Origin of the sequence: Arthrobacter sp. 9AX, assembly GCF_902506095.1 — a bacterium.
In the GTDB taxonomy this organism is placed as follows: domain Bacteria; phylum Actinomycetota; class Actinomycetes; order Actinomycetales; family Micrococcaceae; genus Arthrobacter.
This window is the reverse complement of record NZ_LR733293.1, coordinates 2,332,144-2,346,437: the sequence shown is the minus strand read 5'-3', so window position 1 is coordinate 2,346,437 and position 14,294 is coordinate 2,332,144. Positions and strand designations below refer to the sequence as shown.

Annotated in this window: 13 protein-coding genes; 3 read left to right on the top strand and 10 right to left on the bottom strand. The window is 66.7% G+C overall.

The window, feature by feature from the left end; genetic code table 11:
• Positions 1–64: 64 nt before the first annotated feature.
• The 3 genes from BACI348_RS10730 to BACI348_RS10720 are packed head-to-tail and all read right to left on the bottom strand — an operon-like array spanning position 65 to position 3,456.
• Positions 65–916 carry a transglutaminase family protein gene (locus BACI348_RS10730; protein WP_159825656.1) on the bottom strand — a complete coding sequence of 284 codons (852 nt, stop codon included), beginning with the start codon at positions 914–916 and terminating at the stop codon, positions 65–67.
• Positions 913–1,839 carry an alpha-E domain-containing protein gene (locus BACI348_RS10725; RefSeq protein WP_013600945.1) on the bottom strand — a complete coding sequence of 309 codons (927 nt, stop codon included), beginning with the start codon at positions 1,837–1,839 and terminating at the stop codon, positions 913–915. Before BACI348_RS10725 ends, BACI348_RS10730 begins: the two co-directional genes overlap by 4 nt.
• A gap of 60 nt (positions 1,840–1,899) precedes the next feature.
• On the bottom strand, positions 1,900–3,456 hold the full coding sequence (locus BACI348_RS10720; protein ID WP_159825654.1) for a circularly permuted type 2 ATP-grasp protein: 1,557 nt from the start codon (positions 3,454–3,456) through the stop codon (positions 1,900–1,902).
• A gap of 113 nt (positions 3,457–3,569) precedes the next feature.
• Between BACI348_RS10720 and BACI348_RS10715 the strand changes: the two genes are divergently transcribed.
• A complete protein-coding gene (locus BACI348_RS10715) occupies positions 3,570–4,622 on the top strand; it encodes a YeiH family protein (RefSeq protein ID WP_159825652.1) in 1,053 nt (350 codons plus the stop codon).
• Positions 4,623–4,655: 33 nt separating this feature from the next.
• A complete protein-coding gene (pepN, locus tag BACI348_RS10710) occupies positions 4,656–7,286 on the top strand; it encodes an aminopeptidase N (protein ID WP_159825650.1) in 2,631 nt (876 codons plus the stop codon).
• 111 nt (positions 7,287–7,397) lie between these two features.
• Here pepN and lplAB read toward each other — a convergent pair whose 3' ends face one another.
• From lplAB to BACI348_RS10685, 5 genes are all read right to left on the bottom strand, one after another.
• Entirely contained in the window at positions 7,398–8,483 is a 1,086-nt protein-coding gene (gene lplAB / locus BACI348_RS10705) for a lipoate-protein ligase LplAB (RefSeq protein ID WP_159825648.1), read from the bottom strand.
• A gap of 121 nt (positions 8,484–8,604) precedes the next feature.
• Positions 8,605–8,862, bottom strand: coding sequence for a type B 50S ribosomal protein L31 (locus BACI348_RS10700; RefSeq protein ID WP_159825646.1), 258 nt, complete (start codon positions 8,860–8,862; stop codon positions 8,605–8,607).
• A gap of 164 nt (positions 8,863–9,026) precedes the next feature.
• Entirely contained in the window at positions 9,027–9,836 is an 810-nt protein-coding gene (locus BACI348_RS10695; protein ID WP_159825644.1) for a TrmH family RNA methyltransferase, read from the bottom strand.
• A 7-nt stretch (positions 9,837–9,843) separates the two neighbouring features.
• Positions 9,844–10,629: a sulfite exporter TauE/SafE family protein gene (locus BACI348_RS10690; RefSeq protein ID WP_159825642.1), complete on the bottom strand. Its 786-nt coding sequence runs from the start codon at positions 10,627–10,629 to the stop codon at positions 9,844–9,846.
• 17 nt (positions 10,630–10,646) lie between these two features.
• Entirely contained in the window at positions 10,647–11,432 is a 786-nt protein-coding gene (locus BACI348_RS10685) for an ABC transporter ATP-binding protein (protein WP_159825640.1), read from the bottom strand.
• Between the two features lie 146 nt (positions 11,433–11,578).
• Here BACI348_RS10685 and serB point away from each other — a divergent pair, with 146 nt between their 5' ends.
• Positions 11,579–12,472: a phosphoserine phosphatase SerB gene (serB, locus tag BACI348_RS10680; RefSeq protein ID WP_159825638.1), complete on the top strand. Its 894-nt coding sequence runs from the start codon at positions 11,579–11,581 to the stop codon at positions 12,470–12,472.
• A gap of 78 nt (positions 12,473–12,550) precedes the next feature.
• Here serB and BACI348_RS10675 read toward each other — a convergent pair whose 3' ends face one another.
• A complete protein-coding gene (locus tag BACI348_RS10675; RefSeq protein WP_159825636.1) occupies positions 12,551–13,312 on the bottom strand; it encodes an SDR family oxidoreductase in 762 nt (253 codons plus the stop codon).
• A gap of 125 nt (positions 13,313–13,437) precedes the next feature.
• Positions 13,438–14,163: a beta-ketoacyl-ACP reductase gene (locus tag BACI348_RS10670; RefSeq protein ID WP_159825634.1), complete on the bottom strand. Its 726-nt coding sequence runs from the start codon at positions 14,161–14,163 to the stop codon at positions 13,438–13,440.
• Between the last annotated feature and the right edge of the window lie 131 nt (positions 14,164–14,294).

Sequence of the window (14,294 nt, the reverse complement as noted above, 5' to 3'; positions counted from 1 at the left end):
GACCCAGCTCAGCGGCGCAGCGAAGGCGTCCCCGGAGTAAAAGCCCGGCCCCCGCGGGTTCGGGTCAGGCGAGCTGGGTGATCTCCACGCTGACGCTCAGGGCGGATCCGCCGCCGCCGGACAGGATGCCCTTGAGCGGCGGCACGTCACGGTAGTCCCTGCCGCGCGCCACGGTGACGTGGAAGTCCCCGGCCGGCTTGTGGTTGGTGGGGTCCCAGCTCCGCCAGTCGCCGTCCCACCACTCCAGCCAGGCGTGCGACTGCCCGGCCACTGTCTCGCCGATGCCGGCGCTGGAGCGCGGGTGCAGGTACCCCGAGACATACCGTGCCGGGATGCCGCAGCTGCGGAGCGCGCCGATGGCCAGGTGCGCGAGGTCCTGGCAGACTCCCTTGCGTTGCCCCCAGGCCTCTTCCGCGTTGGTGGTGACGGCGGTGGAACCGGACATGTACGTCATCTCGCCGCGCATCCACTCGAACACAGCCATGGCGGCTTCGTGCGGGTTCTTGCCCTCAACCACGCCTGGAATGATGCCCAGGACTTCGTCGCCGGGACCGCTCAGCCTGGACTGGGGCAGCCAGTCGCTGTGGGTGTTGAGCGTCTCGGGTGAGGCCAGGACGTCCCAGCCGGCAATGTCCGCTTCGGAAGGGATCTTTTCGGCCCGGTGCACTTCAACCGTGATGTTGGAGACCACTTCGAGGTGTTCGTGTGGCATCTGCATATCGAACGCGGTGACCCGGGTCCCCCAGTAGTCGCGGTAGGTGCTCACGGCGGCCTGTGACGGTGACACCTTGACCACCGATTCCAGTACCACCTGCTGGGAGTCGGTCAGCGGGGTCATCCGGGCCTCGTTGTAGGACAGGGTGACGCGCTTGTTGTACTTGTAGGCCGTTTTGTGAACGATGCTCAGCCGGGTCATGAAACTTCTCCCACCCAGGCCAGTTCGTCCGCCTGATTGAAGTACTTACGGGAAATGGCGTCCGAGGCCTGGGACACTGCCTTCTGCACCCGCTCCATGTGCTCGGGCAGCTCCGACATGAGGTCGTCGGTGCGGTGGAACTCGAGGAAGGTCCGGGCCTGGCCCACAATGCGGCGGGCGTCGTTGATGAAGCCCACCCGCTGGGCGGACGGATCAAGCTTGGCCAGGCATTCGTCGGCGTCGCGCAGCGCGTAGACGATGGACCGCGGGAACAGCCGGTCCAGGAGCAGGAACTCGGCCGCGTGCTGGTCGCCGAAGGCCGCGCGCCGGGTCCGCAGGAAGGATTCGTAAGCGCCGGCGCAGCGGAGCATGTTGACCCAGGACATCCCTGCGGACAGGACGTCACGGGTGGACAGCATGCGGGCCGTCATGTCCGCCCGTTCCAGGGACCGGCCCAGGACGAGGAACAGCCAGCTTTCGTCGTGGCTCACGGTGGTGTCCGCGAGGCCGCTGACCATGGCGGTGCGTTCCAGGGTCCAGTTGCAGAACCGGTAGGTGCCCACCACGTCCTTGCGGTGCTGGCTCAGCCCGTAGTACGTGGTGTTCAGGCTCTCCCAGAGGCCGGACGATACCGTCTCGCGGGCCCGGCGGGCATTCTCGCGGGCAGCGCCGAGCGATCCGGCGATGGAGGTGGCACTGGTTTTGTCGTAGGCCAGGGCGTGCAGCAGTTCGGGCAGGCCGAAGTCTTCGCTTTGCGGCCGGGCGCCCATGACCGCCAGGAGTTCCTGGGCCACGCTCTTGCGCTCCTCCATGGGCAGGTGGTTGAGGCGTTCGAGGTGGACGTCGAGGATGCGGGCCGTGCCGTCTGCACGTTCCACATACCGGCCGATCCAGAAAAGGGACTCGGCAATTCGGCTAAGCATTCGCGGTTACCTCCTGCGGGCCCGAAACTCGAAAAGATGCTGGCACGGCGACGGGCCCCTTCATTGCTGCTGCTCCGACTGGCGGTCCCGCCAGTTGCTTTCCACCGGCCACACGGACACGCGTTCGCGCACCGAGATGCTGGGCCGGGGCACGGATTCCACCGGAAGGTTCGGTGAATCCGCCAGGACCCACGTGTCCTTGGAGCCGCCGCCCTGGCTCGAGTTCACAATCAGCGAGCCTTCCTTCAGCGCCACGCGCGTGAGGCCGCCGGGCAGCACCCAGACGTTGTCGCCGTCGTTCACTGCGAAGGGGCGCAGGTCCACGTGGCGGGGCCCGAACTTGTCTCCGCTCAGGGTGGGGACGGTGGAAAGCTGCAGCACGGGCTGGGCGATCCACCCGCGGGGGTCGGCGATGACCCGCTGCCGGAGGGCGTCCAGTTCGTCCCTGGAGGCGTCCGGTCCGATTACCAGGCCCTTGCCGCCGGAGCCGTCCACCGGCTTGACCACCAGCTCGGCGAGGTTGTCCAGCGTGTACTCGCGCGCTTCCTTTTCCTCGAGGCGGTAGGTGTCCACGTTGGCGATAATGGGCTCCTCGCTGAGGTAGTAGCGGATCAGGTCAGGGACGTAACTGTAAACCAGTTTGTCGTCGGCAACGCCATTGCCCACCGCGTTGGCGATGGTCACCCCGCCGGCGCGTGCGGCGTTGACCAACCCGGGGCAGCCCAGCATGGAGTCAGCGCGGAACTGCAGCGGATCAAGGAAGTCGTCGTCGATGCGCTTGTAGATTACGTCCACCCGTTGCTCACCGGCCGTGGTGCGCATGTACACGCGGTTGCCGCGGCAGATGAGGTCGCGGCCCTCCACCAGCTCAACACCCATCAGGCCTGCGAGCAGGGTGTGTTCGAAGTAGGCGCTGTTGAACACGCCGGGAGTGAGGACGACGACGGTGGGATCGTCCACTCCCGCGGGTGCGGTTTTGCGCAGGGCCGAGAGCAGCCGGCGCGGGTACTCCTCAACCGGCCGGATGAGCTGCTGGCCGAAAGCTTCGGGCAGGCCCTTGGCCATGGCCCGCCGGTTCTCCAGGACATAGCTCACACCCGACGGGACGCGGACGTTGTCCTCCAGGACCCGGAACGTGCCCGCGGCGTCGCGGACCACGTCGATGCCCGAGATGTGCACCCGGACCCCGCCGGCCGGCTCGAAGCCGTGGACCTGGCGGTGGAAGTGCGCACTGGTGGTTACCAGCTGCCGGGGGATCACGCCGTCGGACACTACGGTCATTTTGTCGTAGACGTCGTTCAGGAACGCCTCGAGGGCACGCACGCGCTGCGCGACGCCGCGCTCCAGCACATTCCATTCGGCCGCGGGGATGACGCGGGGGACGATGTCCAGCGGGAAGGGGCGCTCTTCTCCGGCGAAATCAAAGGTGACGCCACGGTCCAGGAAGGTACGGGCCATCGAGTCGGCGCGTGCACTGACATCGGCCAACGAGAGCTTGCGAAGGGCGTCCGCCACCTGCCCGTACGAGTTCCTGGCCTGCTGCCCGGGGGCGAACATCTCGTCGTAGGCCCCGGTGCGGCCGGCGGCCACGGAGTAATCCTGGAATAGGTCTGACATGTCCACAAGCCAACCATCTTTTTGTTTCGAATTCATTACTGCCATCCATTGTGGCGTGTTGGTGGAAGCCGCCTGGTTGGTGGATTCCGCAACTTTTCCGGCACAGTAGGTGAGTGCCAGTCAGCAGAAGCCTCCCAGCCCCGGGTCCTGGCCTCCCCGGCCGCGCTGACAGGCTGGTCCCGGGCCTGGCCACGGCGGCCCTTGCCCTGGCCGCAGCTTTCCTAGTCCACCGGCTGGTGCCCGCGCTCCCGGCCATGACCCTGGCGGTGGTCCTGGGGGTCCTGGCAGCCAACCTGCCCGGTGCCGGTGGCTGGACCGCCGGGAGGGCAAGGCCGGGGCTGGACTTCGCCGGGAAACACCTGATGCGCGGCGGGATCATCATCCTGGGCCTGAAGGTGAGCATCATGGACGTGCTGGGGCTGGGCTGGCTGGCCCTGGTCCTGATAGCAGGGGTGGTGGCCGCCAGCTTCGGCGGCACCTACCTGATCTCCCGGCTGTTCCGGCTGTCGCCTGTAACGTCGCTGCTGGTGGCGACGGGCTTTTCGATCTGCGGCGCGTCAGCCATCGGCGCCATCGCCGCGGTCCGGCGGATCCGGCACGTGGACACCGTCCTGCCGGTGGCGCTGGTAACCCTGTGCGGAACGCTTGCCATCGGTGTCCTGCCCCTGCTGGTCCACCCCCTGCAGCTCACAGCGCCCACGTTCGGCGCCTGGACCGGCGCATCGGTACACGATGTGGGCCAGGTGGTGGCCACGGCGCAAACCGCCGGGACCGCGGCACTGGGCATCGCCGTCGTGGTTAAACTCACCCGGGTGCTGCTGCTGGCGCCTGTGGCAGCCATCGCCGGAGCGCATCACCGGCAGGCGGTGCGCTCCGGCCCCGGAAGCGAAGCCCACACGCAACTCCCGCCCGTGGTGCCCCTGTTTGTCCTGGGTTTCATGGCGATGGTGGGCCTGCGGTCCACCGGCTGGCTCGGCGCCGGATGGCTGGAGGCAGGTGCGGCCCTGCAGGACATCCTGCTCGGCGCCGCGCTGTTCGGGCTGGGGTCCGCCGTGCGCATGCGGACCCTGCTGCACACAGGAGGTCGCGCCCTCCTGGCAGCCCTGGCATCCTGGCTCCTGATCGCCCTCCTGGGCCTGGCCGCTGCCCTGCTGATCACCGCGTGATTTTGGACACCAGCCCCGTGATTAGATAGCTGGGTGTCACATGAGAATCTGCAGCGCGACGAAGCCGCTGAACGTTCAGCCCTGATCAGCACCACCAGCTACGACGTTTCGCTGGACGTGCGGCAAGCGCCGGATCCGGCAGTGACCGGCTACCCCACCCGCAGCGTCATCAACTTCACCGCACAGCCTGGCGCCTCCACCTTCCTGGACTTCATCGGCAGCGACGTGCACAGCGTTTTCCTGAACGGCAAGGGACTCCGGGTGGAGGACGTGATGGACGGGGCCAGGATCAGGCTGGACAACCTGCAGGCCGATAACCAGGTTATGGTCACCGGAACGGCCCTCTACAGCCGCTCGGGCGAGGGTATGCACCGGTTCGTGGATCCAGCGGACGGGCAGTGCTACCTCTACACCCAGTACGAGCCGGCCGACGCCCGCCGGGTCTTCGCCAACTTCGAACAGCCCGACCTCAAGGCCACCTACACCTTCCACGTGATGGCGCCGGCCGAATGGCACGTAGCCTCCAACGGGGCGGAAACCAACCGCACGCTCCTCACCAGCGACCCCGCCACCGCGCGGTGGGACTTCGCCACCACGAAGCCGATGTCCACCTACATCACCACGGTCCTCGCCGGTCCCTACTTCAAGGCGGAGGACCGCTGGCAGGCAACACTGGACGACGGCACTGCGCTGGACATCCCGCTCGCCCTGTACTGCCGGGCATCGATGGCGGACTCCTTCGATACGGATGAACTGTTCCGGCTGACCAAGAAGGGCCTGGACTTCTTCAACCGGCTCTTTGACTACCCCTACCCTTGGGGCAAGTACGACCAGGCGTTCGTCCCCGAATACAACCTCGGCGCCATGGAGAACCCCGGCCTGGTGACCTTCACCGAAAGCTACGTCTTCACATCCCGCGCCACGGACGCGCAGTACCAGGCGCGCGCCAACACCCTGATGCACGAGATGGCGCACATGTGGTTCGGCGACCTGGTGACCATGCAGTGGTGGGATGACCTGTGGCTCAAGGAATCCTTCGCCGATTACATGGGCACGTTGGGCGTGGACATGGCCACGGACTGGGACACCGCCTGGGTCAACTTCGCCAACAAGCGCAAGGCCTGGGCCTACGTCCAGGACCAGCTGCCCACCACCCATCCCATCGTCGCGGACATTCCGGACCTTGAGGCCGCCAAGCAGAATTTCGACGGCATCACGTACGCCAAGGGCGCCTCGGTCCTCAAGCAGTTGGTGGCGTACGTGGGCTTCGAGGCGTTTATTGCCGGCTCCCGCGAATACTTCCGCAAGCATGAGTACGGGAACACCTCCCTCGCCGACCTGCTGGCCGCGTTGAGCACCGCTTCCGGGCGGGACCTGGCCGGCTGGGCGCAGCAGTGGCTGCAGACCTCGGGGATCTCCACGCTGTCACTGCACTTTGGGCCCGCCGGGACACCGCACGACGACGGTGTGCTGGGGTCTGTGGCCATCGTCCAGGACGCCGCGGACCCAGTGACGGGACGGGAAGAACTGCGGCCGCACCGGCTGCGCGTGGGTTCCTACGATTTTGATGCCGCCGGAGCACTGGTGCGGACGGGCAGCTTTGAGACGGACGTGACCGGTGCCCGGACTGAACTTCCCCAGCTCGCCGGAAAGCCCCGCCCCGCGGTCCTGCTGGTCAACGACGACGACCTCACCTACGCCAAGGTCCGGCTGGACCCGTCCTCCGAAGCCACCGTGCGGGCCTCCCTGGACCGGATCACTGATCCCATGGCGCGCGCCCTCTGCTGGACAGCTCTCTGGAACTCGGCCCGCGACGGCGAAAGCCCCGCCGCCCGCTACGTGGACGCGGTCGCCGCGTTCGGTCAGGCTGAAACCGGAATTGGTGTGCTGCTGAACATCCTCGAGAACGCAAGCACCGCCGTCGAACGCTACACGCCTGCTGCGGAACGCGGTGCCGTACGGGCGTCCTTCCTGGCCACCGCGGCTGCGGAACTGGAACGGGCCGAGCCCGGCTCGGACCAGCAGCTCGCCTGGGCCCGCACCCTTGCCACCTTCAGCAGGCATGACGGCTCCGCCCTGCCCAGGCTCAAGGGCCTGCTGGACGGTACCGCGCCGGTGGAGGGCCTGGCAGTGGATGCCGAACTGCGCTGGCACCTCTGGCACGCACTGGCGGCCAACGGCCAGGCAAGCGTGGCCGAGTTGGACGCAGAGTTGGCCCGGGACACCACGGCATCAGGTCGCGCCGGCCACGCCACGGCCCTCGCCGCCCGGCCCGACGCGGAGGTCAAGGCCGCAGCGTGGCAGGAGGCGGTCCACGGCAATGCCCTCTCCAACCAGCTGCTGACCGCCACTATCAGCGGGTTCACCACGGCGCCCGCTGCCCTGCTGGCACCCTTCGTGGAGCCGTACTTTGAGTGCCTGCGGGAAGTCTGGGAGAGCCGGAGCATTGAGATTGCCAGCCGCATTGTCCGGGGCCTCTTCCCGCTGGCCCAGGACCTGACGGAGGGCACCGAACCGGCGCAGCATCCCGTGATCCGGCGGACGGATGAGTGGCTGGAAGCGAACGCTGACGCTCCGCGGGCACTGCGGCGCATCATCATCGAGCAGCGCAGCCATCTGCTGCGTGCGCTCAAGGCGCAGGCCAGCAAACCAGTTGCCCCTTAACCGGGCGGTCGTTGTACCGGCCTGCCCAGTGACACGTGGGTTGCCTGCGTACGGCCAGGCCCGGCGCACCGAACCCGGGACATCAGTACGGGCTAGAGCACACCACGGGGGTCACGGCACCCGGTGGAGCCACTCGGGGGTGCCGAATTTGCTGGCAACCCGCTCTCGGGCAGTGGCCAGTTCAGCGTCGGTAAGCTCCGAGGGCGTGGCTCCATACCGCTCAGCGAAGACTTCCATCATGGCCGCAATGATGTCTTCGCGCGCCAGGCCGGTCTGCCGACGGAGCGGGTCCACCCGTTTCTTGGCGCTGCGGGTGCCCTTGTCGGAGAGCTTTTCCTTGCCGATCCTCAGTACTTCCACCATCTTGTCCGCGTCCATGTCGTAGCTCATGGTGACGTGGTGCAGCATGCCGCCGTTGGCCAGGCGCTTCTGCGCGGCCCCGCCGATCTTTCCCTGCTCCGTGGCGATGTCGTTCAGCGGCACGTAGAACGCGGAGATGCCGAGTTTCTCCAGCGCCGCCATGACCCAGGCGTCCAGGAACGGGTACGAGTCGGCGAAGCTCAGGCCGTCCACCAGGGTCTGCGGGAGGTACAGGGAGTAGGTGATGCAGTTGCCTGCCTCCATAAACATCGCTCCCCCGCCGCTGATCCGGCGGACCACCTTGATGCCGTGCTTGGCCACTCCGTCGGGGTCTACTTCGTTGCGGTAGGACTGGAAGCTGCCGATCACCGTGGAGGGTTCCTGCCAGTCCCAGAACCGGAGGGTGGGGTTGCGGCGGCCCGCACCGACTTCTTCAGTCAGTACCTCATCCAGGGCCACGTTGATTTCGGTGGGCAGGACGCTGGGGGCGATGAGGTTCCAGTGGTGGTCAGCCCAGGACGTGGCCTTGGCCAGGGCGCGGCGCACCGCGATGGCAACGGCGTCGGCAGAGAAGCCGAACAGGGCTGCGTCCGGCGGCAGCGAAGCCGTGACGACGGCGGCAAGCTCGGCCGCCGTCGTATCCTCCCGAAGTCCCGTGAGGCCGCGGTTGATGTCCAGCAGTGCCTCGTCCGGTTCCAGGAAGAAATCCCCGCTGACGGAGACGTTCGCCAGCAGGCCGTCTGCGACATCGAGGTCCACCACCACCAGCTTGCCGCCAGGGACTTTGTACTCGCCGTGGCGACGGGAGTTGGAATCAGCTGCGGTGAAAGCGGTCATGGTTCCCATCCTGCCCCACCGAGGCGGGCCGGCGCCAAGCGGGCGGAAAGCTGAGGCATTAACGCGAAAGGCCGCACCGTTGCCGGTGCGGCCTTCCTGAAAAGCTTTGGGGAGAAGTGAATTACTTCTTGCCGCCGAAGCCCTTGAAGCGAGCGTTGAAGCGCTCGACGCGGCCTGCGGAGTCCATGATGCGCTGCTTGCCCGTGTAGAACGGGTGGGACTCGGAGGAGATTTCGACGTCGATGACCGGGTAGGTGTTGCCGTCTTCCCACTCGATGGTCTTCGAGGAAGAAACGGTGGACTTGGTCAGGAACTTGACGCCGGAAGCCAGGTCGTTGAATACAACAGCTTCGTACTTCGGGTGGATCTCAGACTTCATAATGGGACCTTTGTTCGCGCAACTGGATTTTGCCAGCTGCCAGGTATGAATGGGATGGCCGCGTTCCGCGCCGAAAAGCGCAGGACGGCCAGCAAACAAGCATACCGGATGTCCGGGGTGCCGGCGAACGGCTGGGGCCGGCCGGGGCAGCGCGGCCCGGCAGCCTAATCGCGGGGGCGCAGCTCCCAGAACGCCACGGCCGACGCGGCGGCAACGTTCAGCGAGTCCACGCCCTTGCGCATGGGGATTTTGACCGCGAGGTCGACGGCGGCGAGTGTCTCCGCGCTCATGCCGGCGCCCTCGGTGCCAAGCACCAGGGCAAGCCTTTCCGGGTTCCCGGCGGCCACTTTGTCCACGTCCTGGGCATCGTCGGTCAGCTCCAGCGCGGCAACTGTGAAGCCGTGGTCCTTGAGCAGGTGCAGGTCCTGGGGCCACCCGGTGAGCCGGGCCCACGGAACCTGGAAGACGGTGCCCATGCTCACCCGGACGCTGCGGCGGTAGAGCGGGTCCCCGCAGCGGGGTGAAACCAGGACGGCGTCAATGTCCAGGGCGGCCGCGGACCGGAAGATGGCGCCAACGTTGGTGTGGTCGACGATGTCCTCGAGGACCGCCACCCTGCGGGCGCCGGACAGCAGTTCCGGAAGCGGCACGGGTGCAGGACGCTGCATGGCGGCCATGGCACCACGGTGCAGGTGGAACCCGGTGATCTCCTCAAGCAGGGCCGCGCTGCCGATGAAGGCGGGCACATCGGGGTAAGCGCCAATGATGTCCTGGAGGTCCTCCAGCCACTTCTCCGCCAGGAAGAAGGACCGTGGCTGGTGCCCCGCGGCGAGAGCGCGCCGCAGCACCCGGGAGGATTCCGCAATGTACATACCCTCGGCGGGCTCGCGGAGCTTTCGCAGGTGCACGTCGGTGAGCTGGGTGTAGTCGGACACCCGGGGGTCCGCGGCCGACTCAAGATAATGGATTGTCACCGGGTGATTATTTCAGCAGGTTGGCGATCATGAAGCCGAGGGCCACCAGCCCCAGGACGAAGATCACACCCCGCAGCACCGTGGGTGAGAGCCTGCGGCCCACCTTGGCGCCCAGGAGCCCGCCGATGCTGGAGCTGATGGCAATCAGCAGCACCACAAGCCAGTTGATCCGGTCGAACGCGAAGAGCAGGTAGGACACGGCGGCCACCAGGTTCACGCCCAGCACCAGGATGTTCTTCATGGCGTTGGCGTTCTGGATGGTGCCGGTGAGGAAGATTCCCAGGATGCCCACCAGCAGGATGCCCTGCGCGGCCACGAAGTATCCGCCGTACACACCGGCAAGGTAGACCAGCACCACCAGCAGGATGGCGTGCCGTTTGTCCCGGACGGCGTGCTCCGGATTCGCCTCGCGGTTGCGGACCCACGCCTGCATCCGGGGCTGGAACACCACCATCAGGAGTGCCAGGACCAGCAGCACCGGAGCAACGTAGTGGAAGACCTTCTCGGGCAGGTGCAGGAGCAGCCAGGCGCCGGAAATGCCGCCCAGGAGCGATGCCGGCAGCAGGCGCATCAGCTGGCGGCCGCGGCCTTTGAGTTCCCGGCGGTAACCGAAGGCTCCGGCCGCACCGCCCGCCACCAGGCCCATGGCGTTGCTCATGGAAGCCACCACCGGGGTGATGCCCAGGGCGATGAGGACAGGAAATGTGACCAGGGTGCCGGAGCCCACCACGGCGTTGATCATGCCCGCCCACAGGCCGGCGATGGACACAAAGGTGCTGCTGAGAAGATCCAAGGTGCTGTGCTGCCGCTTTAGTGGCGGGCGACGGCGGTGTACCGGCCGGCGTTCTCGGTCATGTCCAGGTCAAGTCCGAAAGTCTCGCTGAGGTTTTCGGATGTCAGCACCTCGGTGAGGGGCCCGGCGGCCACCACGCCGCCGTCGCGGAGGAGCATGGCGTGCGTGAAGCCCGGCGGAACCTCTTCAAGGTGGTGGGTCACCAGGACCATGGCCGGCGCGGCTTCGTCGCGGGCGAGTTCGCCGAGCTTGTGGACGAGTTCCTCACGGCCGCCCAGGTCCAGGCCGGCGCCGGGTTCATCCAGCAGCAGCAGCTCAGGATCTGTCATCAGGGCGCGGGCGATCTGGACGCGTTTGCGCTCCCCCTCGGACAGGGTGGCGAAGGTCCGGTTCAGCAGGGGGCCCATTCCCCAGTCGTTGAGGAGGCGGAAAGCCCGCCGTTCGTCGTCGCGTTCGTAGCCCTCGCGCCAGCGGCCGGTGACGCCGTAGGCAGCGGTGACCACCACGTTGAGGACGTTCTCGTGCTCGGGGATCTGGGTGGCGAGGGCGGCAGAGGACAGCCCAATGCGGGGGCGCAGTTCAAATACGTCCACCCGGCCCAGGATCTCGTCGAGGATGCCGGCAGTGCCGCTGCTCGGGTGCATCCGCGCGGCTGCGATTTGGAGGAGTGTGGTCTTGCCGGCACCGTTGGGGCCGAGGATCACCCAGCGTTCGCCTTCATTGACCTGCCAGTCCACTTTGTCCAGCAGGGTCTTTTTACCGCGGACAACGCTGACGGAGTCCAGTTCCAGAACATCACTCATAGGAGTAGACACTAGGACAAAAGACGGGACGACTGATAACCGGTGCGGCGGTGCTGAAATGTCCGTACGCGACGGGGATTGCGCCCGTGCGGGACCGGGCGCAATGAATTCAAGGGACCGCTCCCCCGCTGGCTAAGATTGCAGGCATGACTTCGAACGTGACTGCGGTCAGCTATGGCCTGAATGTGTCCCCTACCGGGCTGGAGCAGCTGCGTTCCGTCCTCACCGCGCACGGCGCCGCGGTGCTGTCCGAATCGAACCTTGGAGACGGCCGGTACCAGGTCAGTGTGGCTGAGCTTGACCTTCCGGATGCCACCGCAGCTGGCCTTGCCGGTCTGCGCCGCGCCGTTGCCGAGGCCTCCACCGCAGGCTTTGACACTGCGCTGGTTCCCAACAGCCTCCGCTTGGCCGAGCGCAAGCTCCTGATCATGGACGTGGACTCCACCCTGATCCAGCAGGAGGTCATTGAACTCCTCGCCGCGTACGCCGGCAAGCGCGAGGAGGTTGCCGCAGTCACCGAAGCCGCCATGCGCGGGGAACTGGATTTCACCCAGAGCCTCCACGCCCGGGTGCAGGTCCTCGCGGGGCTGCCGGCCGACGTCGTCGATTCCGTCCGCCAGGAAGTGAAACTCAGCGAAGGGGCTGCGGAGCTTGTGGCCGCCTTCAAGGCGGCAGGTCACGTTGTGGCCGTGGTGTCCGGCGGATTCAACCAGATTTTGCAGCCCATTGCCGCAGAGCTGGGACTGGACTACTGGCAGGCGAACGAGCTGGAGATTGTGGACGGCGCCCTGACCGGCAAGGTGCTTGGCGCGGTGGTGGACCGCGCGGCGAAGGAGAAGTACCTGCGCGAGTGGGCAGCCGCCGAAGGCATCGCCCTGGAGCACACCGTTGCCGTGGGCGACGGCGCGAACGACCTTGACATGCTCGGTGCGGCGGGGATCGGCGTCGCCTTCAATGCCAAGCCCGCCGTGCGCGCCGTGGCTGATGCCGCGGTCAACATGCCCTATTTGGACGCCGTCCGCTACGTCGCCGGGGTCTAGCCCCCTACTACGCGAAAAAGGCCCGCGTCCGCAGGAATTCCTTGCGGTACGGGCCCTTTTCGGCGTTATGCGTGGAGCCTAGCCAGCGGGCTGGCTGCCCTTGCCGAAGTAGTCGGCACCGCCGGCGTACTCGGTGTGGCCGGATTCGACGTCGGCCGTGACCATGCTGGCCACCACCTCAGCGAACTCCTCCACCGAGTACAGCTTGCCTGCCTCGGCCCGGCGCGCCTCGATGGCACCGGGAGTGGAGCGGTCCAGGAGGGTCGCGGTGACCGTGCCTTCGATCATGTCGCCGGACACCACCACCAGGGAGATGCCCTTCTCGGCCAGGTTGGGGATGAGTGCCCGCAGGGCGTCCTCACCGGCGCGCTTGCTGCGGGCAACGGGCTCGTAGGCTTCCATGGTGGGAACCGTGTTGATGAAGTGGGCCTGGTGGCTGGTGACGAACACCACGCGGGAGCCTTCCTTCATCAGCGGCACGGCGGCGTTGAGCATGTTGACCTGGGCGTCGCGGTTGAGCTTGAGGGCGTAGTCCTCGCCCATGCCGGTTTCCATACCACCGGAAGCGTTGAGCACCAGGATGTCCAGTGATCCGAAGTTTTCCATGGCGGCGGAGGCCAGGGCCTGCACGCCTTCCTGGGTGGTGAGGTCCGCGCCCACGGCGACGGCGCGGCCGCCGGCGGCCTCAATCCCCTGCACCACCTTGTTGGCGCGAGGTGCCTTCTGGCGGTAGTTGACCACCACGCCTGCGCCCTGGCCGGCGAGGATCCTGGCGACGTCAGCGCCGATGCCGCGCGATGATCCGGTGACGATGGCGGCCTTGTTGTCGAGCAGTCCCATATGAGCTCCCTTTGTTCGAAACGTCTAAATCGCTGATGGTCTGCTGTCCATCATGCCAGCGCGTGTTGGTGATTCGCTTGTGTGACCTCCACAAAGAAGCGCCGCGCCCCTAGTGTGCAGGAAGGTCAGTGGCCCATGCCCAGGCCGCCGTCCACGGGGATGACGGCACCTGAAATGTAGGCGGCCTCATCGCTGGAAATCCAGCGGACCACGTTGGCAACTTCGCTGGCCTCCGCAAAACGGCCTGCGGGGATGCTGGACAGGTAGTCCTTCTGGGTGGCCTCGGGGAGTTCGGCGGTCATGTCCGTATTGATGAAGCCGGGGGCCACCACGTTGGCGGTGATGCCGCGGGAGCCCAGTTCGCGGGTCAGGGAGCGGGCGATACCCACCAGGCCGGCCTTCGACGCCGAGTAGTTGATCTGGCCCGGCGCACCATACAGCCCCGATACGGAGGAGATGAGGACCACGCGGCCCTTACGGAGGCGGATCATGCCCTTGGAGGCCCGCTTGATCACCCGGAACGCCCCGGTGAGGTTGGTGTCGATGACCGAGGTGAAGTCGTCTTCGCTCATGCGCAGCAGCAGGGTGTCCTTGGTGATGCCGGCGTTGGCCACCAGGACTTCCACCGGACCGTGGGCAGCTTCGACTTCCTTGAAGGCAGCATCCACTGAGGCCTCGTCAGTGACGTCGGCTTTGACACCCAGGATGCCCTCCGGCAGCTTGGCTTCGCTGCGGTAGGTGACGGCCACCTTGTCCCCGTTGGCCAGGAACGCTTCGGCAATCGCGAGCCCGATGCCGCGGTTTCCGCCGGTGACCAGGACGCTGCGGGGGGCGGTAGCTGCTTCAGTCATGTAAAAGCTCCGGGTTTCTGCGGCACGGTGGGCCGCGGTAGGAAGGGGTGATTTGGCTGACTTCGATCTTAGCGCCCGCCCCCGTCCGGGTTTGGGCGCCACTGCCGATGGTGAGAGAATTGACCCAAGCC

Coding starts and splice junctions, on each gene's coding strand:
- BACI348_RS10730 (WP_159825656.1), bottom strand. CDS start 916: ATGACCCGGCTGAGCATCGTTCACAAAACGGCCTACAAGTACAACAAG.
- BACI348_RS10725 (WP_013600945.1), bottom strand. CDS start 1,839: ATGCTTAGCCGAATTGCCGAGTCCCTTTTCTGGATCGGCCGGTATGTG.
- BACI348_RS10720 (WP_159825654.1), bottom strand. CDS start 3,456: ATGTCAGACCTATTCCAGGATTACTCCGTGGCCGCCGGCCGCACCGGG.
- lplAB (WP_159825648.1), bottom strand. CDS start 8,483: ATGACCGCTTTCACCGCAGCTGATTCCAACTCCCGTCGCCACGGCGAG.
- BACI348_RS10700 (WP_159825646.1), bottom strand. CDS start 8,862: ATGAAGTCTGAGATCCACCCGAAGTACGAAGCTGTTGTATTCAACGAC.
- BACI348_RS10685 (WP_159825640.1), bottom strand. CDS start 11,432: ATGAGTGATGTTCTGGAACTGGACTCCGTCAGCGTTGTCCGCGGTAAA.
- serB (WP_159825638.1), top strand. CDS start 11,579: ATGACTTCGAACGTGACTGCGGTCAGCTATGGCCTGAATGTGTCCCCT.
- BACI348_RS10675 (WP_159825636.1), bottom strand. CDS start 13,312: ATGGGACTGCTCGACAACAAGGCCGCCATCGTCACCGGATCATCGCGC.
- BACI348_RS10670 (WP_159825634.1), bottom strand. CDS start 14,163: ATGACTGAAGCAGCTACCGCCCCCCGCAGCGTCCTGGTCACCGGCGGA.